Origin of the sequence: uncultured Amnibacterium sp. (genome assembly GCF_964245895.1) — a bacterium.
In the GTDB taxonomy this organism is placed as follows: Bacteria; Actinomycetota; Actinomycetes; order Actinomycetales; family Microbacteriaceae; genus Amnibacterium.
Genome location: NZ_CAXTOQ010000010.1, coordinates 25,327 through 44,080 on the forward strand (window position 1 = coordinate 25,327; position 18,754 = coordinate 44,080).

Genomic DNA, 18,754 nt, shown 5'->3' on the forward strand with positions numbered 1-18,754 from the left:
CCCCATGGACTTCCTCAGCACCCTGTTCATCGACTTCGGGCTGCAGATCCTGTCGACGGTCACGGCGGCGTTCGCGATCGCGGCCATCGGCCTCAACCTGCACTTCGGGTACACCGGCCTGATCAACATCGGCCAGGCGGGCTTCATGCTGCTCGGCGCGTACGGGTTCGCGATCACCGTGAAGTTCGGCGGCCCGTTCTGGCTCGCGGTGCTCGTCGCGCTGGCGGCCGCGACCGTGTTCGCGCTGATCCTCGGGCTCCCGACGCTGAAGCTGCGAGGCGACTACCTGGCGATCGTGACGATCGCGGCGGCGGAGATCATCCGCATCGTGGGCGGCAACCAGCAGCTGGCCCCGGTCACCGGCGGCGTCGCCGGCATCGGCAACCAGGTCTACAGCGACGCGTTCACGGCGCTCTCGCCGTTCCCGCAGGACGGCTCGTTCTCGCTGGGGCCCTACACGTTCCCGCTCACGCAGGGCGACAGCTGGTTCCTCCGGATCGTCTGCTGGGCGGTGCTCGCGATCGTGCTCGTCGTCGTGTTCCTGCTGATGCGCAGCCCCTGGGGCCGAACCATCCGCGGCATCCGGGAGGACGAGGACGCAGTGCGCAGCCTCGGCAAGAACGTCTACCTGTACAAGATGCAGTCGCTGATCCTCGGAGGCGCCATCGGCGCCCTCGGCGGCGTGCTGTTCGTGCTCGGCGCGTCCGTGCAGCCCGACTCGCTGGGCCGCAGCCAGACGTTCCTGCTGTACACGATCGTGCTGCTGGGCGGTGCGGCGACCGTGTTCGGGCCGGTGCTCGGATCGGTGCTGTACTTCATCATCATCATCGGGCTGCAGGACGTGGTCGGGCAGTTCATCCCGGCCGAGATCATGTCGCAGGAGCAGATCCCGCAGTTCGGCTGGATCGTCGTCGGCGTCGGGCTCATGCTGCTGGTGATCTTCAGACCGCAGGGCATCCTGGGGAACAAGAAGGAGCTGAGCTTCGGTGACTGACGCGACCACCTCCACCGCTCCGGCGGCGGACGACGGGTACGACTACGACCGGGCGGCCCTGCGCACGAAGCTGCGGGACGTCGCGCAGGAGCCGGGCAGCGCGAAGCCGCAGCCGATCCTGGCCGTCGACAACGTGGTGCGCAGCTTCGGCGGCGTCAAGGCCGTCGACGTCGAGCACCTCGAGGTGCAGCGCGGCGCGATCACCGCGCTCATCGGTCCGAACGGCGCCGGCAAGACGACCTTCTTCAACCTGATCACCGGGTTCGACCGGCCCTCCTCCGCGAAGCCCCGCTTCGGCGGCGGCGATGGGCCGTACGCCACCTGGCGCTTCCAGGGCAGGAGCCTGACGGCGACGAGCGCGTTCCGCGTCGCGCAGTCCGGCATGGTCCGCACCTTCCAGCTGACCAAGGCGCTCGAGGCGATGACGGTGCTGGACAACATGCTGCTCGGCGCCAAGGACCAGCCGGGCGAGCACCTGCTCACCGCCCTGGTGCGGCCCGTGTGGCGCAAGCGGGAGGCGGAGATCCGGACCAAGGCGCAGGACCTGCTCGCCCGGTTCAAGCTGGACACGAAGGCGCAGGACTACGCCGGCAGCCTCTCCGGCGGCCAGCGCAAGCTGCTCGAGATGGCGCGGGCCCTGATGAGCGACCCGGCCATGATCATGCTCGACGAGCCGATGGCCGGGGTGAACCCGGCCCTCACGCAGTCGCTGCTCGGGCACATCCAGGACCTGCGCGACCGCGGCACCACGGTGCTGTTCGTCGAGCACGACATGCACATGGTCCGCCACATCTCCGACTGGGTCGTGGTGATGGCCGAGGGCAAGGTCGTGGCGGAGGGGCCGCCCGAGCACGTCATGCAGCACCAGGCCGTGGTGGACGCCTACCTCGGCTCGCACCACGACCAGGACCTCGGCGACGACAGCGTGCTCGACGAGGACTTCGTCGCGGGCGAGAGCGACGACGAGGCCGCTGCCGCCTCCGCCGGGCCGGGCGCGCCCGTCCGGAAGGACGCCGACCGCACGGAGGAGACGGACTGATGGTGGAGTACACGGGCAACGGCGATCCCGTCGTCGACGCGCAGCACCTCGACGCCGGGTACCTGCCGGGCATCAACATCCTGAACGACTGCAGCCTGCAGGCGTACCCGGGCGAGCTGATCGGCATCATCGGCCCGAACGGCGCGGGCAAGTCGACGCTGCTGAAGGCGATGTTCGGGCTGGTCCCCGTCCGCGAGGGGACGGTGCTGCTGAACGGCGAGGACATCACCAACCAGAAGGCCAACAAGCTCGTCCAGGCGGGCGTCGGCTTCGTGCCGCAGACCAACAACGTGTTCCCCTCGCTGACCATCGAGGAGAACCTGCAGATGGGGCTGTACCTGCGGCCCCGCCGGCTGGCCGAGCGGCTCGAGGTCATCTACGACCTGTTCCCGGTGCTGGCGCAGCGCCGCAGCCAGCGCGCGGGCGGCCTGTCCGGCGGCGAGCGCCAGTCCGTCGCCATGGCGCGGGCGCTGATGATGGAGCCGAAGGTGCTGCTGCTCGACGAGCCCTCCGCGGGCCTGTCGCCGGTGCGGCAGGACGAGACGTTCATCCGCACGCGGAAGATCAACCGCACCGGCGTGACGATCGTGATGGTCGAGCAGAACGCGCGCCGCTGCCTGCAGATCTGCGACCGCGGCTACGTGCTCGACCAGGGCAGGAACTCCTACACCGGCACCGGCCGCGAGCTGGCGGACGACCCGAAGGTCATCGAGCTGTACCTCGGCACGCTGGCGAAGGACGTGGAGGAGCTGACGAGCGAGGAGCTGCCGGCCTAGCCGGTGCGCCCCACCCGGCCAATAGCATGGCGGTGCGGGAAGAACCCGCGCGGCGCGCGAGTTGGGGGCACACATGGCTGACGATCCGTTCGGACTTCTCGGGCTCACCTACGACGACGTCATGCTGCTGCCGGGGCACACCGACGTCATCCCGAGCGAGGCGGACACCTCCACCCGCCTGACCCGGAACATCCGGATCGCGTCCCCGCTCGTCTCGTCCGCCATGGACACGGTGACCGAGTCGCGGATGGCGATCGCGATGGCCCGCCGGGGCGGCCTCGGGGTGCTGCACCGCAACCTGTCGATCGAGGACCAGGCGACCCAGGTCGACCAGGTCAAGCGCAGCGAGTCCGGGATGATCACCCACCCGGTGACCACGACCCCCGACGCGACCGTTGCGGAGGTGGACCGCCTCTGCGCGCACTTCCGCGTCAGCGGGCTGCCGGTGGTCGACGGCGACGGTCGGCTCGTCGGCATCGTCACGAACCGCGACATCCGCTTCGTGTCCCCGTTCGAGAAGGAGAGCACGCGGGTCGCGGACGTGATGACGAAGCAGCCGCTCGTGACCGCGCGCGAGGGCGTCGATCCCGACGACGCGATCGGCCTGCTCGCGCAGCACCGCATCGAGAAGCTGCCGCTGGTCGACGAGGACGGCCGGCTGACCGGGCTGATCACCGTCAAGGACTTCGAGAAGAGCGAGCGGTACCCGAACGCCACGAAGGACGAGGCGGGGCGCCTCCGCGTGGCCGCGGCGATCGGCTTCTTCGGCGACGCCTGGGACCGGGCGATGACCCTGATCGACGCGGGCGTCGACGTCCTCGTGGTGGACACCGCGAACGGCGACAGCCGCGGCGTGCTCGACATCGTGCGCCGCCTGAAGGCGGAGCCGCGGGCGGCGCACGTCGACGTCATCGGCGGCAACGTCGCGACCCGCAGCGGCGCGCAGGCGCTGATCGAGGCGGGCGTCGACGCGGTCAAGGTCGGCGTCGGCCCGGGCTCGATCTGCACGACCCGCGTCGTCGCCGGCGTCGGGGTGCCGCAGGTGACCGCCGTCTACGAGGCGTCCCTGGCCGCGCGGGAGGCGGACGTGCCGGTCATCGCGGACGGCGGGCTGCAGTACTCGGGCGACATCGCGAAGGCGCTCGTCGCCGGGGCGGAGTCGGTCATGCTCGGCTCCCTGCTCGCCGGCACGGACGAGAGCCCGGGCGACCTGATCTACGTGAACGGCAAGCAGTTCAAGACCTACCGCGGCATGGGTTCGCTCGGGGCGCTGCAGACGCGCGGCACGAAGACCTCCTACTCCCGCGACCGGTACTTCCAGGCCGACGTGCCGAGCGACGAGCAGCTGATCGCCGAGGGCATCGAGGGCCAGGTGCCGTACCGCGGCCCGGTGGGCAGCGTCGTCTACCAGCTGCTCGGCGGGCTGCGCCAGTCGATGTTCTACGTCGGCGGCCGCACCGTCCCCGAGCTGCGGGAGCGCGGCCGCTTCGTCCGGATCACCGCCGCCGGCCTCAAGGAGTCCCACCCGCACGACGTGCAGATGGTCGCGGAGGCGCCCAACTACCGTCGCTGACGCGCTCGCTCGTCGGCATTCCTCCGGCCGGCTGAAGGAGCACTTCGGCAGGCTGTACGCGCTCCAGCAGGCTGTGGCAGGCCCTTCGAGCCTGCTGAAGCGCGCGCAGCCTGCCGAAGTGCGTCGCCCCGCGGGGCCGCCAGCGGCCCCTACGCCGGGGCCGCCGCGGGCGCGTCGCGGTCGGCCATCAGCTCGTCCGCGATGGCGAGCACGGAGGCGACCGCGTCCGTGGCGGCGATCGCGCGGGCGAGGCGCGCGGCCGCCCGGCGGAACCGGGCGCGCTCGTCGAGCACGCGGGCCACGGCGCCGCCGACCGCCTCCGGTGACGGCCGCTGCTCGTGGAGGTCCACGCCGACCCCCGACCAGCGGACGCGCGCGTTCACCTCCGCCCGGTCCTCCGACGTGCCCGCGACCACGAGCGGCAGGCCGTGCCGCAGCGCGTGGTGCACGGCGCCGTAGCCGCCGTTCGTCACCATCACGTCGGCCGCCGGCAGCAGGTGGTCGTACGGCATGAACCGCTCCACGCGCGCGTTCGCGGGCAGCGGCGCGCCGTACGCGCGTTCGACGGTCGCGGCGTCCGGCCCGCCGGTCGTCGCCACGACGAGCACGTCCTCGTCCGCGAGGGCGCGGATGGTGGGCACGATCAGGTCGGTCGGATCCTCGTTCGCGTAGGTGCCCTGGGTGACGTGCACGATCCGCCGGCGCTCGCGGTAGTCCCACCACTCCGGCAGCGGGAACCGTCCCCAGGCAGGCAGCGGCCCGATGAACCGCACCCGGTCGGGCAGGGTGCGCCGCGGGTACTCGAACTGCGGCACCGACGCCTGCGCCCACCGGTCGGCGACGAGCGGCAGGCCGAACAGGGGGCCTTCGAGCGGCCTGCCGGTCAGGCGCTGCACCGCGGCGGAGAACTCGCGCCGCACGCCCGCCACGCCCAGCACGTCCGAGGCGGCCGTCAGCGCCGCGTTCCGCACCACGTTGAGGGGCCCGTCGATCGGCGCGAGCCCCATCCCGAACGGCGGCACGGCCGGGTCCGGCACGGGCAGCGGACCGAGTCCGACCGCGAGCACCGCCGGCCGGTCGGCGCGCGGCTGGAACGCCAGCGCGAGGGCGCCGACCGACAGCGTGTCCGCGACCACCAGGTCGAGCCGCAGCCGGCGGTGCAGCCCGACGACGGCCCGGTGGTCCTCGTCGATCGTGTCCAGGAACAGCCCGTGCAGCACGTCGACGACCTCGCGCACCCGTGCGCGCGGCCGGCTGCGGTCGAGCCGCGCGGTCGGCACGGCCGCGTCGTAGGGCAGCCGCACGAACACGGCGCCCGCGCCCTCGATGGCCGCGCGATGCGTCTCGCCGCCCAGGAACCACACGTCGTCGCCCCGCGCGACCATGGCGCGCACGACCTGCAGCAGCGGCAGGACGAAGCCGTCCAGCCGGACGCTGGTGAAGAGGACGCGGGACACGGGAGCGACTCTGCAACCGAGGTGATCGCTCACCCGGGAGGCGGGACGCCCCCAGTCCAGGGGGTTGCGGAACGCGTCGATAGGGTTGCCGGTCGTGAGCATGGACTTCGAGATCGGCCGTGCGAAGCGGGCCAGGCGCGTCTACGCGTTCGACGACGTCGCCGTCGTCCCCTCCCGCCGCACGCGGGACCCCGAGGACGTCACGACCGGCTGGTCGATCGACGCGTTCCAGTTCCGGGTGCCGTTCCTCGCGGCGCCGATGGACTCCGTGATGTCCCCGGCGACCGCGATCGCCTTCGGGCGGCTCGGCGGACTCGGGGTGCTCGGCCTCGAGGGGGTCTGGACCCGGTACGAGGACCCGGAGCCGCTGCTCGCGGAGATCCGCGACCTGCCGGAGGAGCGCGCCACGGCCCGGATGCAGGAGATCTACCGCGCGCCGATCCGCGCGGAGCTGATCACCGCGCGCATCGCGGAGATCCGCGCGTCCGGGGTGCCGGTCGCCGCGGCGCTGTCGCCGCAGCGCACGCAGGAGTTCTCGCAGACCGTCATCGACGCGGGCGTCGACCTGTTCGTCATCCGCGGCACGACCGTGTCCGCCGAGCACGTGTCGAAGTCGACCGAGCCGCTCGACCTGCGCCGCTTCATCTACGAGCTCGACGTCCCGGTCGTCGTCGGCGGCGCCGCGACGTACACGGCCGCGCTGCACCTCATGCGCACGGGCGCGGCCGCGGTCCTGGTCGGGTTCGGCGGGGGAGCGGCGACGACCACGAGGACCGCGCTCGGCATCCACGCCCCGATGGCGACCGCGGTCGCGGACGTCGCGGGGGCACGTCGCGACTACCTCGACGAGTCCGGCGGCCGCTACGTGCACGTCATCGCGGACGGCGGGCTCGGCAACTCGGGCGACATCGTGAAGGCGATCGCGGTCGGCGCCGACGCCGTGATGCTCGGCACGACGCTCGCGCGCTCCACGGAGGCGCCCGGCGGCGGGTGGCACTGGGGGCTCGAGACCCACCACGAGCAGCTGCCGCGCGGCCGCCGGGTGTGGGTCGGGCAGGCGGCACCGCTCGAGGAGGTGCTGTACGGGCCGGCGCACGTGCCCGACGGCACCGTGAACCTGGCCGGCGCGCTGCGCCGGTCGATGGCCACGACGGGCTACTCCGACATCAAGGAGTTCCAGCGCGTCGAGGTCGTCGTCGCGCCCTACGACCGGTAGCCCTCGGCCGCGCTGAACATCCGTGCAGTTCCGCCCCGAGCGGAGGGGCGCTGGAAGTGCCGAAGGTACCCTTCGAACGTTCGAGCAGGGCTGCGTGACGCAGCGCCCGTTCAGGGCGCTGCGCAGCAGCACAGCCTCGGGCCCGCTTGCGGATCCGAAGGCATGAACACGGAGGAGGCCCGCCATGGCGACGAAGAACCCGGTCAGCACCGACGAGGTGGCGCCGCCCGCGGCGGCGAGCGGCGCAGGCGGGCTCGGCCCGGCGCAGCGCGGAGCGGCGATCGCCGCGATGCGCGACCAGGAGCTCGACATCCTCGTCGTCGGCGGCGGCATCGTCGGCACGGGCGCCGCGCTCGACGCCGTCACCCGCGGCCTGAGCGTCGGCCTGGTGGAGGCGCGGGACTGGTCGGCCGGCACCTCCAGCCGCTCCTCGAAGCTCGTGCACGGCGGCATCCGCTACCTCGAGCAGCTGAACTTCGCGCTCGTGCGCGAGGCGCTCATCGAGCGCGGCCTGCTGCTGCAGCGCATCGCCCCGCACCTCGTGAAGCCCGTGAAGTTCCTGTTCCCGCTGACGCACCGCGTGTGGGAGCGGGCGTACATCGGCGCGGGGATGGCGATGTACGACGCGTTCAGCTACACGGGCGGCCGGCCTCCCGGCGTGCCGCACCACCGCCACCTGACCCGCGGGCAGCTGTACAAGGCGATCCCCTCCCTGAAGAAGGGCGCCATGATCGGCGGGATGACCTACTACGACGCGCAGGTCGACGACGCCCGGTACGGCGCCTCCGTCGCCAGGACCGCGGCGTTCTACGGCGCCCACGTCGCCACCCGCGTGCGCGTGGAGGGGTTCATCAAGGTCGGCGAGCGCGTGGTCGGCGTCGACGTGCACGACCTCGAGACCGGCGAGAAGTTCGAGATCCGCGCCAAGCAGGTCGTCAACGCGACCGGCGTGTGGACGGACGACACCCAGGCCCTCGTGGGGGAGCGCGGCCAGGTCCACGTGCGCGCCTCGAAGGGCGTGCACCTCGTCGTGCCGCGCGACCGCATCCGGTCGACGATGGGCATGATCCTGCGCACCGAGAAGAGCGTGCTGTTCGTGATCCCGTGGGGCCGGCACTGGCTGGTCGGTACGACGGACACCGACTGGGACCTGGACAAGGCGCACCCCGCCGCGACGGCGAAGGACATCGACTACATCCTCGACCACGTGAACGAGGTGCTCGCGGTCCCGCTGACCCGCGAGGACGTCGAGGGCGTCTTCGCAGGGCTGCGGCCGCTGCTCGCCGGCGAGAGCGAGGAGACCAGCCAGCTCTCCCGCGAGCACTACGTCGCGCACGTCGTGCCCGGCCTCGTGGTCATCGCGGGCGGCAAGTGGACCACCTACCGCGTGATGGGCAAGGACGCGATCGACGAGGCGGCGTCCGCGATGGACGGCCGCATCCCCGAGTCGGTGACCGAGGACATCGCGCTCGTCGGCGGGGAGGGGTACCAGGCCGCCTGGAACCAGCGCCGCGCGACCGCGGCCCGCGTCGGCATCCACCCGGCCCGCATCGAGCACCTCCTGAACCGCTTCGGCACGCTCGCCGACGAGGTCCTCACGCTCATCACCGAGCGCCCCGAGCTCGCGCAGGCGGTGCCCGGTGCGGACGACTACCTGCAGGCGGAGATCGTCTACGCGACCACGCACGAGGGCGCCCTGCACCTCGACGACGTGCTCGCCCGCCGCACGCGCATCTCCATCGAGGCGTGGGACCGCGGCGTGTCCGCTGCGCCCGTCGCCGCCGCCCTGATGGCGGAGGTGCTGGGCTGGGACGCCGCGCACGAGCGGCTCGAGGTCGACACCTACCTCGAGCGCGTCCGGGCCGAGCGGGAGAGCCAGACCATGCCCGACGACGAGTCCGCCGACCGCGTGCGCCTCGAGGCGCCGGAGATCGTGCAGGCTGTGTGACCGTGACGTCGCCCGCAGCACCGAGCAAGCCGCTGCGGGCGGCGTTCGTCGAGCCGAGGGCGCTGGGCCTGCTCGCGCTCTTCGTGCTGCTCGCCGGCGTCTTCGCCGGGCTCTGCCAGTGGCAGATCTCGCGGGCGGTCGAGCAGGCCACGGTCGTGGCGCGGCCGACGGAGCGGACGCTGCCGCTCACGCGGGTCGCGCGGCCGGCTGAGCAGCAGACGGACGCGTCGGTGGGCCAGCGGGTCCGCACGACCGGCCGGTTCGTGCCGGCCGACACGCTGATCGCCGGGGACCGGCTGAACGACACGACCCGCGGGTGGTGGGTGATCGGCCACGCGGTCGTCGACGACCCGGCCGGCGCGCAGCTCGCCGTCGCGGTGGGCTTCGCGCCGACGCGGGCGGAGGCGGAGGCGGCCGCCGCCGCGTTCCGCGCCGCTCCCGCGACCGACCGCGTGCTCGAGGGCCGCTACGTCGACAGCGACGCGGCCGAGCCGACCACCTCGGGGGACCCGGACGTGCTGACCGCGGTCTCGACCGCGCGGCTGCTGAACCTGTGGACCGAGGGGACCGGCGGACCGACCTACGAGGGGGTCCTGACGCTCGCGTCGGCCCCGGACGGGCTGACGGACATCTGGTCGCCGCGGCCGGGCGGCGAGGTGGAGCTGAACCTGCTGAACCTGCTGTACGCGGTCGAGTGGGCGATCTTCGCGGTGGCCGCGTTCTACGTCTGGTACCGGCTGATCCGCGACCGGTGGGAGCAGCAGCAGGTCGGCGAGGACGAGGAGGCCGTGGACGCCTTCTCCGACAGCCGGTAGAAGAACCGCGTCTAGGATCTCGGCCGTGCCCTGGAGCCCGCTGCGCGTCCCGCCCACCCGCGACTTCCCGACGATCCGGCGCAGCCTGCTCTTCTACAAGGTGTTCGCCTACGCGACCGGCACGTTCCTGCTGCTGGTCTGCACCGAGGTGGTGCTGCGGTACGTGTTCGGCTCGGAGGTCGTCGTCGGCGGCGCGCTCGGCGCGGTCGCCCTGGTCGCGCCCGAGCAGGTCCGCGCCGCGGGCGGGTTCAACCTCAGCCTCGCCGTGCTGATCACGCACGGGTACCTCTTCATCGCCTACCTCATCAGCGACTTCGTGCTGATCACCGTGATGCGCTACCCGATCACCCGGTTCCTGCTGATCGCGGCGGGCGGCGTCGTCCCGGCGCTCTCGTTCATCATGGAGGCGCGGGTCAAGGGCGAGGTGCAGGGCTACCTGCAGGAGCGCGAGCGCCGGCTGTCGATCCGGACGGCCTGAGCCGGCCGCTCAGCGCGCGGCACCGACGAAGGCCGCTGCGGCCTCGTTCGCCGCCCGGGCGGCGTCGACGGGGTCGAGCCCGGCGAGCAGGCCCGCCAGGAAGACGCCGACGTGGGTGTCGCCCGCGCCGTTCGTGTCCACCACGTCGACCGCGGGCGCCCGGAGGGGGACCGGCGCCGCACCGCGCACCGCGAGCACGCACCCCTCCGCGCCGAGGCGCACGACCGCGCCGGTCCGCACGGTCCCGGCGAGCAGCAGCGCCGCTCGGACGGGGTCGCCCAGGCCCGTCGCGGCGCGCGCCTCCGCGTCGTTGCCGCTCCACCAGTCGAGCCGCGGCAGCAGCCGGGCCAGCACCTCGGGATCGGCGTCAGCACCGAACGGGCCCGGGTCGAGCAGCACCCGCACGCTCGGGCCGAGCGACTCGACGAATCGGGCGATCGCGGCGCCCCTGCCCGGCGCCACCAGGCCGTAGCCGTGCACGTGCACGACGTCGTCCGCGTCGAGTACGAGGCCGCCCAGCTCGGGCCGGGTGGCCTCGGCGCCCGGCACCGTCAGGAACGTGCGCTCGCCGTCGGGCTCGAGCACGGTCAGGACGTAGCCCGTGTCCCGGTCGGGCACCGGCGGCAGCGGCGCGGGGATGCCGGCGTCCGCGAGCGCCCTCCGCGCGAGGTCCGCGAACACCCCGGTCCCGATGCGGCCGGCGTACAGCGCCGGCGCCCCGGCCGCCCTGGCGGCCGCGACCGTCCGGAAGCCGCCGCCGCCCACCTCCAGCCGTCCGGCGGTCGCGAGCACGTCGCCGCCGCGACGGGGCAGGTGGGGCGCCGCGGCGATGACGTCGATCATCGCGTTGCCGATCGTGACGACGCGTCCGCTCATCGCAGCGCCAGCAGGGCGTCGACGCGCGCCTCCAGGTCGAGGTCGTTGACGGACCGCACGAGGGCGACCGCCTCCGCGGGGAACGCGTCCACGCCGTGCACGGCGCCGGCCATCGCCCCCGTCATCGCGGCGATCGTGTCGGTGTCGCCGCCGAGGGAGGCGGCGGCGCAGCAGGCGGCCCAGGGGTCGTCGGGGTGCAGCAGCAGCATCGCGAACGCGGCCGGCACCGACTCCTGGGTGGCGAGGCTCGTGCCGACGAGGGCGACGAGCCGATCGATCGCGAGCGTCCGGTCCTGGCGACCTGCGAGATCGATGCTCCACAGGATGCGGGCGGCGACGTCCCCGCCCGCCACCCACCGACCGCGGCGGGCGCCGGTGCGGGCCGCGGCGACGCCGAGCGCGACCGACGCGGAGAGGCTCAGCCCCTCCACCCCGGCGCTGACCACGGCGGCGACCGCGGCGGCGCCGGCGATCGCGATCGACGTGTGGTGGCTGACGAGGCAGGCCTGCTCGACCACGTCCAGCAGGCCGTCGACCGGATCGACCGGCACCGCGATCCCGACGGGGGCGATCCGCATCGCCGCGCCGTTCGTGGTCCCGTTCGCGCCGGCGAGCTGGGGAGGGGTGCCGGTGCGGACCGCCTGGATGGCCGAGCGGGTGGAGGGGCCGAGCAGGTCGGCCGAGCCGCGCGCCACCGCCTCCCGCTCCCACCGGTCCAGGCCGTCGGCGAGGCGGCCGGGGTCGATGCGGCCCGCGCCGGCGACGAGCACGTCGGCGAGCAGCAGCGCCTGCTCGGTGTCGTCGGTGACCCGGCCGGCCGGCAGCCCGTGCGCCAGCGGGTGGTCGGGCGCGGCGGCGCGGAAGCCGGTCACCCCGCCCGCGGCGACGATCGCGTCTCGCGGCAGCGTCTGCGTCGGCATGCCGAGCGCGTCGCCGATCGCGAGGCCGGTGAGGGCGCCGAGCGCTCGATCCCCGCGGTTCACGACCCCACCCGGCTGAGCACGTCGGCCGCGTCGCTGATCGTGATCAGCGGGCCGTACAGCGCCATCGCGTCGAGCGCCCGGCGGTGATCGGCCTCGGACAGCCCCGCGCACGCGTCCGCCACCACGGTCACGAAGCGCCCGGCGTCCGCGGCGGCGAGCGCCGTCGACAGCACGCAGCAGTCCGTCGACACCCCAGCGACGACGAGGCGGTCGTCGCCCGCCGTCGCGACGGCCAGGTCGGGTCCCCACTTCCCGAACGTGGTGGCGGTGACGACCGGCGCACCCTGCGCGTCGAGGTCGGCGGTCAGGTCCCAGATCGGGTCGTCCGCCGGCCGCAGCTGGTGGGGCCAGTCGCGGTAGTACGGGATCCAGGCCCCGGCCGGCTCGGCCGGCGCCACGAAGCGCGTGAAGACGGTCCGGCCCGCGAAGGCGGGCAGCAGGCGGCGGACGCCCGCCTCCGCGGTCGCGTACCCGGGCGTGGCCCAGGCGCTGCCCGCGTCGGCGAACACCCGCTGCATGTCGACGACGACGAGCCGCGGCCCCGGCGTCACCGCGCCTCCGGCAGCGGCAGCGCCTCCTGGCGGCGCACCGTGCCGCGGGTCAGCACGACCGTGCCGACGAACCCGAGCACGAGCGCCAGCAGCACGCCGAGGTTCGCACCCGCCCACGCCCCGTCCCGGCCGCCGATCGGGCCGAGCAGGTAGCCCTGCCAGGCGAACGCGGGGGTGTAGCTGATCACGAGGCCCCAGCCGATCGCCGTGCCGAGCAGCACGAGCAGGACGGCGGAGGGCCGGACGGACCCGTAGCGGCCGCGCGCGTCGAGCAGCTCGGCGTCGGCGTACGCCTTCCGGCGCAGCACGATGTCGCCGAGGAAGACGCCGCACCAGGCCGCGATCGGCACGCCGAGCGTGATCAGGAAGCCCTGGAACGGCCCGACGAAGTCGGGGGAGAAGAAGGCGACGTAGATCGTGCCCGCGATGACCAGGACGCCGTCGATGCCGGCCGCCGCGAAGCGGGGGACGCGCACGCCGGCCGACAGCAGGGCGAGCCCGCTCGAGTAGATGTTCAGCACGCTGCCGCCGACGAGGCCGAGGATCGCGACGACCGCGAACGGGACCAGGAACCAGGTGGGCAGCAGGCTCGTCAGCGCGCCGATCGGATCGGCGCCGATCGCCGCGGACAGCTTCGGGGAGGAGCCGGCGAGCAGCAGCCCGAAGACCACGAGGATCACCGGCGCGACGGCGCCGCCGAAGGTGGTCCAGCCGAACACGCCCGCGCCGCGGGTGCTGCGCGGCAGGTACCGCGAGTAGTCGGCGGCCGCGTTCACCCAGCCGAGCCCGAACCCGGTCATCACGAACACGAGCGCGCCGATCAGGGCGGTGGCGTCGCCGGAGGGCAGGGCGGCGACCGCCCCCGTGTCGATCGAGCCGACCGTCAGCGCGATGTAGACGACGGTGAGCACGCCGGTGACGATCGTGATCCACCGCTGCATCCGCATGATCACGTCGAACCCGGCGATGCCGCCGCCGACGGTGAGCGCCGCGACGACGACCAGCGCGACGATCTTCGTCAGCGGGCCGAGGTCCAGCCCCAGCTCCGTGAACACCGTGGAGGTGGCGAGCACGGCGAGCGACGTGAGCGCCGTCTCCCAGCCGACCAGCAGCACCCACGAGATGACGGAGGCGAGCCGGTTGCCGTGCACGCCGAACGCCGCGCGGCTGAGCAGCATGGTCGGGGCCGAGCCGCGGCGGCCCGCGAGGGCCACCAGGCCGCAGAGCGCGAACGAGATCACGATCCCGATCACCGCGACGACCGTCGCCTGCACGAACGTGATCCCGAAGCCGAGGATGAACGAGCCGTAGCTGAGGCCCAGCACCGACACGTTGGCGCCGAACCAGGGCCAGAAGAGGTCGCGGGCGCGGCCCTTGCGCTCGGACTCGGCGATGGTGTTGAGGCCGTTCGCCTCGACGCCGGCCGGGGCGGGCGGCGCAGCGGTCGGCGGGGCGCCGGGATCGATGGCGGTCATGTGAGCAGTTCCTCTCTGGCGGTGGATCGGTACAGGGCGGGCGGCCGGTGCCGCACGCCGGCCTGGTGCGCGCCGGTCGGCGCGACGGTGCCGGTCGCCTCGACGCGGCGCCGGAAGTTCGCGGGGTCGAGGCGCCGGCCCAGGATCGCCTCGTGCACCTCCCGCAGCTGGCCGAGCGTGAACTCGTCCGGCAGCAGGGCGTGCGACAGGTGCGTGTACTCGAGCTTCGCCTTCAGGCGCTTGACGGCCCACCCGACGATCTCGTCGTGGTCGAACGCGAGCAGGGGCAGCCGCTCGGCCGGGAACCAGGCGACGTGCGGGTCGTCAGGGGTCCGCTCCGCCTCCTCCGTGCGCACGAGCGCCCAGTAGACGACGGAGACGACGCGGTCCGCGGCGCCCCGGTCGACCGCGCCGAACGTGTACAGCTGCTCCAGGTGGGCGGGGTCGAGGCCCGTGGTGTCGGCCAGGCTGCGGCGGGCCGCGTCGCGCAGCGACTCGTCCGCGCGCAGCGGGCCGCCGGGCAGCGCCCACCGGCCGAGGTGCGGCTGCCGCACCCGCTGCACGAGCGGCAGGTGCAGCACGGGCTCCCCGTCGACGCCGCGCAGCCCGAAGATCACCGTGGAGACGGCGACGGTGACGGGCTGCTCGGGCACCGGGACCCCCTAAAGGTCGGGACGACATGAAGTGGTGAGCGCGAGCGTAGCACTTCGGGTGCTCCTGACCATTACCGGGTCGGGAACGGCGTCGCCGGTCCGTACCCTTGGAGGGGTGACCAGCACCTCGCCGGAACCCGCCCCCGCCGAGCCCGCTCGGCCGCCCGGGGAGGCGCACCCCGTCCTGGTCGTCGACTTCGGCGCGCAGTACGCGCAGCTGATCGCCCGGCGCGTGCGCGAGGCCGGGGTGTACTCCGAGATCGTCCCCCACGGGGTGACGGCGGCCGAGGTCGCGGCGCGGCAGCCTGCCGGCATCGTCCTGTCGGGCGGGCCGTCCAGCGTCTACGAGGAGGGCGCGCCGGCGCTCGACCCGGGCGTGCTCGAGCTCGGGGTGCCGGTGCTCGGCATCTGCTACGGCTTCCAGGTCATGGCGCAGCAGCTCGGCGGCACCGTCGCGCACACCGGCCGGCGCGAGTACGGCTCGACCGCCGTCCGCCTCGCGGGCGACGCGACCGACTCCGGCACGCCGCTCGTCGCCGGGCAGCCGGCGGACCAGGTCGTGTGGATGAGCCATGGCGACTCCGTCGCGACCGCGCCGGAGGGCTTCCGGGTGCTGGCATCGAGCGAGTCGACGCCCGTCGCGGCGTTCGCGAGCGACGAGCGGCGGATGTACGGCGTGCAGTGGCACCCGGAGGTGAAGCACACCGCGCACGGCCAGGCGGTGATCGAGAGCTTCCTGCACGACGCGGCCGGCATCGCGGCCGACTGGAACCCCGGCAACGTGATCGAGGAGCAGGTCGCACGCATCCGCGCGCAGGTCGGCGACGCCCGGGTGATCTGCGGGCTGTCCGGCGGGGTCGACTCCGCCGTCGCGGCCGCGCTGGTGCAGCGCGCGATCGGCCGTCAGCTGACCTGCGTCTTCATCGACCACGGGCTGCTGCGGGAGGGGGAGGCCGAGCAGGTCGAGCGCGACTACGTCGCCGCGACCGGGGTCGACCTCGTCGTCGTCGACGCGGCGGACACCTTCCTCGGCGCGCTCGACGGGATCGCCGACCCCGAGACGAAGCGGAAGACGATCGGCCGCGAGTTCATCCGCGCCTTCGAGCGCGCCGCAGCCGACGTCGTCGCGCGGGCGCAGGACGAGGGCGGCGCCGTGCGCTTCCTCGTGCAGGGCACCCTCTACCCCGACGTCGTCGAGTCCGGCGGCGGCAGCGGCACCGCGAACATCAAGAGCCACCACAACGTCGGCGGCCTGCCGGAGGACCTGGAGTTCGCGCTCGTCGAACCCCTCCGCACGCTCTTCAAGGACGAGGTCAGGGCGATCGGCCGCGAGCTGGGGCTGCCGGAGGCGATCGTCGGCAGGCAGCCGTTCCCCGGTCCGGGGCTCGGCATCCGCATCGTCGGATCGGTGACGCGGGAACGCCTGGCGACCCTCCGGCGCGCGGACGCGATCGCCAGGGAGGAGCTGTCCGCCGCGGGGCTCGACGCGGAGATCTGGCAGTGCCCGGTCGTGCTGCTCGCGGACGTGCGCAGCGTCGGCGTGCAGGGCGACGGCCGCACCTACGGGCACCCGGTCGTGCTGCGGCCGGTGTCGAGCGAGGACGCGATGACGGCGGACTGGACGCGGCTGCCCTACGACGTGCTCGCGCGCATCTCCAACCGCATCACGAACGAGGTGCCCGACGTGAACCGGGTCGTCCTCGACGTCACCTCCAAACCGCCGGGCACCATCGAGTGGGAGTGACCCGCGCCGGTCGTCAGCCCGCCGCCGGCCCCGAGAGGCTCGCGACCGTGTACTGGGAGACGCCCTGCCGCAGGTCGTCGGGCTCCGCGGTGCCGGCGGCCTCCTTCCACAGCTCGGTCTCGATCCGGGCGGCGACCTCCGCCAGGGCGTATCGGTCGACGCTGAACGGGTCGTGGGTCACGGTGTCGAGCAGGCAGAGCGCACCGATCCGGTAGCCGTCCTGCGACTCGAGCGGGTGGCCGGCGTAGAAGCGCCAGCCGTCGGCGGCGATGGGCTCGCCGGCGAGATCGCCGAGCACCAGGGCGCCGTTCCGCCGGATGGTGCGGTCGCACGGCGCGATCCGGCGGGGGACGTCCTCGGACGGCATGCCGACCGCGGCCTTGAACACGACGCGCTCGCCGTCGACGAGGGTGATCGCGGCGCCGGTGATGCCGAACAGCTCGCGGGCGCTGCGCAGCAGCCGGTCGAGGCGGGCGTTGGAGCCGGACGACATCAGCCCCGTGCGATCGAGCGAGCGCTGCCGGTCGAGCTCCGGGTCCGGCAGGTTCCGCTGCTCCCGCGCCGCGGTCGGCAGCGGGGCGAGGGCGAGCAGATCGAGCCGGGTGGCGAGCATCGGGGTGATCCGCTCGGCGAGCTCGTCGTAGCCGGAGGCCGTCCGCGGCGCCTCGAAGCTCGACGCCGGCGCGCCGAGGTGCACCACCCCTGGGCGGCGCACGCACAGCTCCTCCGCGATCCGGTCGAGCCGGCTCGCGTGCTTGTCCACCAGGCCGCTCCAGCCAGGGGCGCCGGCCCTGCCCTGCAGCGGGCGGATCGAGAGCACCGCGATGACGGTCGACGGCGTCGTCGCGGCGCGGACCGTGTCGATGAGCGCCGACAGGTCGGCGCGCCAGCGCTCGGAGGACGTGCGGGTGTAGGCGTCGGTCGCTCCGATGCAGATCACGACGGCGTCGTAGTGCTGCATCCGCGCCTCCCTGACCAGCCGCACCGCGGAGGCCGCGGTCTCGCCGAACCGGGCCCGCACGTCGACGGAGGCGCCGCGGCGGGTGGCGGCGGCGAGACGCCGCGCGAGGTGGCCGGGCAGCGCCAGGTCCTGGGTCAGCACGCCGAACCCGACCGCCGGGCCGCTGCCGAGCACGAGCACGCGGTCCGGATCGGGGCCGGCGACGAACTGGCGCGCGGCGTCACCGGGGCGCGGGACGAGGACGAGCTCGTCCCATACGCGGCGCTGCCAGCGGGCGGCGAGCGGGACCAGGAGGTCGGACACCTGCATCGATCGGCCTTTCGTTCCTTGAGGACGGAAGGGAGGCTATGCAGCGCCGGACCGCGGGCGCGCCGCGGACACGCCCCCGGGTGCACGCGTTGCGGCGGTCGCCCCGGACTGGGGACGCCTCAGGCTCTGAGGGATGCAGGAGGGGCGCCCGGCCGAAGCCGGGCGCCCCTCGAGTCAGGCGGTGCGGGTCAGTTGCTGCCGCGGAGGATCGCGATCAGGCGCAGGAACTCGAAGTAGAGCCAGACGATCGTGACCATGATCCCGAACGCACCGGTCCAGCCGTACTTCGCGGGGATGCCGCGGCGGACGCCCTGCTGGATCTGGTCGAAGTCGAGCACCAGCGAGTAGGCGGCCATGATGACGACGGCGACGCCGATCAGCACACCGAGCCAGCCGCTCTGCAGTCCGAAGGTGGTCGTGACGACGCCCGTGACCTGCAGGACCACGTTGAGCAGCTGGAACACCAGGTAGGCGACCATCGCGATGAGGAAGATCTTCGTGGCCCGGGCGGAGGCGCGGATCCTGCCGCTCGCGAACAGGGCGAGCGTCACCCCGACCGTGATGAAGGTCGCGAGCGCGGCCTGCAGCGGGATGCCGTTCCACCGCTCGTTGAAGAACGAGGAGAGGCCGCCGACGAAGAGGCCCTCGAACGCCGCGTAGAGGACGATGAGCGGCACGGACGGCTCGCGCTTGAAGGTGTTCACCATCGCCAGCACGAAGCCGGCGATCGCGCCCACGATCGCGAGCACCGGGATGAACCATCCGACGGCGGACGTCGCGAGGAGGACGGCGAGGAGCACGACGGTCTTCACCGCGGTGTCCTCGTAGGTCATGCGGCCCGTGTCGGCGGGGGACGCGGCCGGACGCTCGTACAGCTCCTCGAGCTGGGCGGCGCTGACCGTGCTG

The 18,754-nt window shown here is 73.6% G+C and carries 17 protein-coding genes; 9 read left to right on the forward strand and 8 right to left on the reverse strand.

Annotated elements, in window-relative coordinates; translation table 11 throughout:
- Window positions 1-4: 4 nt before the first annotated feature.
- From ACFE60_RS02990 to guaB, 4 genes are all read left to right on the forward strand, one after another.
- Window positions 5-994 carry a branched-chain amino acid ABC transporter permease gene (locus tag ACFE60_RS02990; protein WP_375387349.1) on the forward strand — a complete coding sequence of 330 codons (990 nt, stop codon included), beginning with the start codon at window positions 5-7 and terminating at the stop codon, window positions 992-994.
- Between the two features lie 58 nt (window positions 995-1,052).
- Window positions 1,053-2,033, forward strand: a complete 981-nt coding sequence (locus tag ACFE60_RS02995; RefSeq protein ID WP_375387366.1) for an ABC transporter ATP-binding protein — start codon at window positions 1,053-1,055, stop codon at window positions 2,031-2,033.
- Complete coding sequence (locus ACFE60_RS03000; RefSeq protein ID WP_375387350.1) at window positions 2,033-2,809, forward strand: ABC transporter ATP-binding protein; 777 nt, start codon at window positions 2,033-2,035, stop codon at window positions 2,807-2,809. Before ACFE60_RS02995 ends, ACFE60_RS03000 begins: the two co-directional genes overlap by 1 nt.
- A gap of 73 nt (window positions 2,810-2,882) precedes the next feature.
- Window positions 2,883-4,382 (forward strand): IMP dehydrogenase, encoded by a 1,500-nt coding sequence (gene guaB, locus ACFE60_RS03005; RefSeq protein WP_375387351.1) that lies wholly within the window; start codon window positions 2,883-2,885, stop codon window positions 4,380-4,382.
- A 149-nt stretch (window positions 4,383-4,531) separates the two neighbouring features.
- On the opposite strand, the gene ACFE60_RS03010 is transcribed toward guaB, so the two are convergent.
- Window positions 4,532-5,839: a nucleotide disphospho-sugar-binding domain-containing protein gene (locus ACFE60_RS03010; protein WP_375387352.1), complete on the reverse strand. Its 1,308-nt coding sequence runs from the start codon at window positions 5,837-5,839 to the stop codon at window positions 4,532-4,534.
- A 100-nt stretch (window positions 5,840-5,939) separates the two neighbouring features.
- On the opposite strand from ACFE60_RS03010, the gene ACFE60_RS03015 reads away from it, so the two are divergent.
- From ACFE60_RS03015 to ACFE60_RS03030, 4 genes are all read left to right on the forward strand, one after another.
- Complete coding sequence (locus tag ACFE60_RS03015; RefSeq protein WP_375387367.1) at window positions 5,940-7,055, forward strand: GuaB3 family IMP dehydrogenase-related protein; 1,116 nt, start codon at window positions 5,940-5,942, stop codon at window positions 7,053-7,055.
- Window positions 7,056-7,239: 184 nt separating this feature from the next.
- On the forward strand, window positions 7,240-9,003 hold the full coding sequence (locus tag ACFE60_RS03020) for a glycerol-3-phosphate dehydrogenase/oxidase (protein ID WP_375387353.1): 1,764 nt from the start codon (window positions 7,240-7,242) through the stop codon (window positions 9,001-9,003).
- Window positions 9,004-9,005: 2 nt separating this feature from the next.
- A complete protein-coding gene (locus tag ACFE60_RS03025) occupies window positions 9,006-9,818 on the forward strand; it encodes an SURF1 family cytochrome oxidase biogenesis protein (RefSeq protein ID WP_375387354.1) in 813 nt (270 codons plus the stop codon).
- 25 nt (window positions 9,819-9,843) lie between these two features.
- Window positions 9,844-10,296, forward strand: coding sequence for a DUF3817 domain-containing protein (locus tag ACFE60_RS03030; RefSeq protein WP_375387355.1), 453 nt, complete (start codon window positions 9,844-9,846; stop codon window positions 10,294-10,296).
- A 9-nt stretch (window positions 10,297-10,305) separates the two neighbouring features.
- Here the strand turns inward: ACFE60_RS03030 and ACFE60_RS03035 are convergent, their stop codons facing one another.
- The 5 genes from ACFE60_RS03035 to ACFE60_RS03055 are packed head-to-tail and all read right to left on the reverse strand — an operon-like array spanning window position 10,306 to window position 14,834.
- Window positions 10,306-11,172: a PfkB family carbohydrate kinase gene (locus ACFE60_RS03035; protein WP_375387356.1), complete on the reverse strand. Its 867-nt coding sequence runs from the start codon at window positions 11,170-11,172 to the stop codon at window positions 10,306-10,308.
- Window positions 11,169-12,155 carry an ADP-ribosylglycohydrolase family protein gene (locus ACFE60_RS03040; protein WP_375387357.1) on the reverse strand — a complete coding sequence of 329 codons (987 nt, stop codon included), beginning with the start codon at window positions 12,153-12,155 and terminating at the stop codon, window positions 11,169-11,171. The genes ACFE60_RS03035 and ACFE60_RS03040 overlap by 4 nt, the downstream gene beginning before the upstream one ends.
- The gene (locus ACFE60_RS03045) at window positions 12,152-12,706 is read right to left on the reverse strand and encodes a cysteine hydrolase family protein (RefSeq protein WP_375387358.1); all 555 of its coding nucleotides are present in this window, start codon (window positions 12,704-12,706) and stop codon (window positions 12,152-12,154) included. Before ACFE60_RS03045 ends, ACFE60_RS03040 begins: the two co-directional genes overlap by 4 nt.
- The gene (locus ACFE60_RS03050; RefSeq protein ID WP_375387359.1) at window positions 12,703-14,181 is read right to left on the reverse strand and encodes a purine-cytosine permease family protein; all 1,479 of its coding nucleotides are present in this window, start codon (window positions 14,179-14,181) and stop codon (window positions 12,703-12,705) included. Before ACFE60_RS03050 ends, ACFE60_RS03045 begins: the two co-directional genes overlap by 4 nt.
- Window positions 14,178-14,834 (reverse strand): NUDIX domain-containing protein, encoded by a 657-nt coding sequence (locus tag ACFE60_RS03055; protein WP_375387360.1) that lies wholly within the window; start codon window positions 14,832-14,834, stop codon window positions 14,178-14,180. Before ACFE60_RS03055 ends, ACFE60_RS03050 begins: the two co-directional genes overlap by 4 nt.
- Before the next feature lie 184 nt (window positions 14,835-15,018).
- Here ACFE60_RS03055 and guaA point away from each other — a divergent pair, with 184 nt between their 5' ends.
- Window positions 15,019-16,578, forward strand: coding sequence for a glutamine-hydrolyzing GMP synthase (gene guaA, locus ACFE60_RS03060; RefSeq protein ID WP_375387368.1), 1,560 nt, complete (start codon window positions 15,019-15,021; stop codon window positions 16,576-16,578).
- 13 nt (window positions 16,579-16,591) lie between these two features.
- On the opposite strand, the gene ACFE60_RS03065 is transcribed toward guaA, so the two are convergent.
- On the reverse strand, window positions 16,592-17,848 hold the full coding sequence (locus ACFE60_RS03065; protein ID WP_375387361.1) for a GDSL-type esterase/lipase family protein: 1,257 nt from the start codon (window positions 17,846-17,848) through the stop codon (window positions 16,592-16,594).
- A 188-nt stretch (window positions 17,849-18,036) separates the two neighbouring features.
- A partial coding sequence (locus tag ACFE60_RS03070; protein WP_375387362.1) for a Bax inhibitor-1/YccA family protein occupies window positions 18,037-18,754 on the reverse strand: 718 nt, incomplete at its 5' end.

Excerpts from the sequence above, each read along its gene's own strand:
- ACFE60_RS02990 (WP_375387349.1), top strand. The coding sequence starts at position 5 with ATGGACTTCCTCAGCACCCTGTTCATCGACTTCGGGCTGCAGATCCTG.
- ACFE60_RS03015 (WP_375387367.1), top strand. The coding sequence starts at position 5,940 with ATGGACTTCGAGATCGGCCGTGCGAAGCGGGCCAGGCGCGTCTACGCG.
- ACFE60_RS03050 (WP_375387359.1), bottom strand. The coding sequence starts at position 14,181 with ATGACCGCCATCGATCCCGGCGCCCCGCCGACCGCTGCGCCGCCCGCC.
- ACFE60_RS03035 (WP_375387356.1), bottom strand. The coding sequence starts at position 11,172 with ATGAGCGGACGCGTCGTCACGATCGGCAACGCGATGATCGACGTCATC.
- ACFE60_RS03000 (WP_375387350.1), top strand. The coding sequence starts at position 2,033 with ATGGTGGAGTACACGGGCAACGGCGATCCCGTCGTCGACGCGCAGCAC.
- ACFE60_RS03020 (WP_375387353.1), top strand. The coding sequence starts at position 7,240 with ATGGCGACGAAGAACCCGGTCAGCACCGACGAGGTGGCGCCGCCCGCG.
- guaB (WP_375387351.1), top strand. The coding sequence starts at position 2,883 with ATGGCTGACGATCCGTTCGGACTTCTCGGGCTCACCTACGACGACGTC.
- ACFE60_RS03065 (WP_375387361.1), bottom strand. The coding sequence starts at position 17,848 with ATGCAGGTGTCCGACCTCCTGGTCCCGCTCGCCGCCCGCTGGCAGCGC.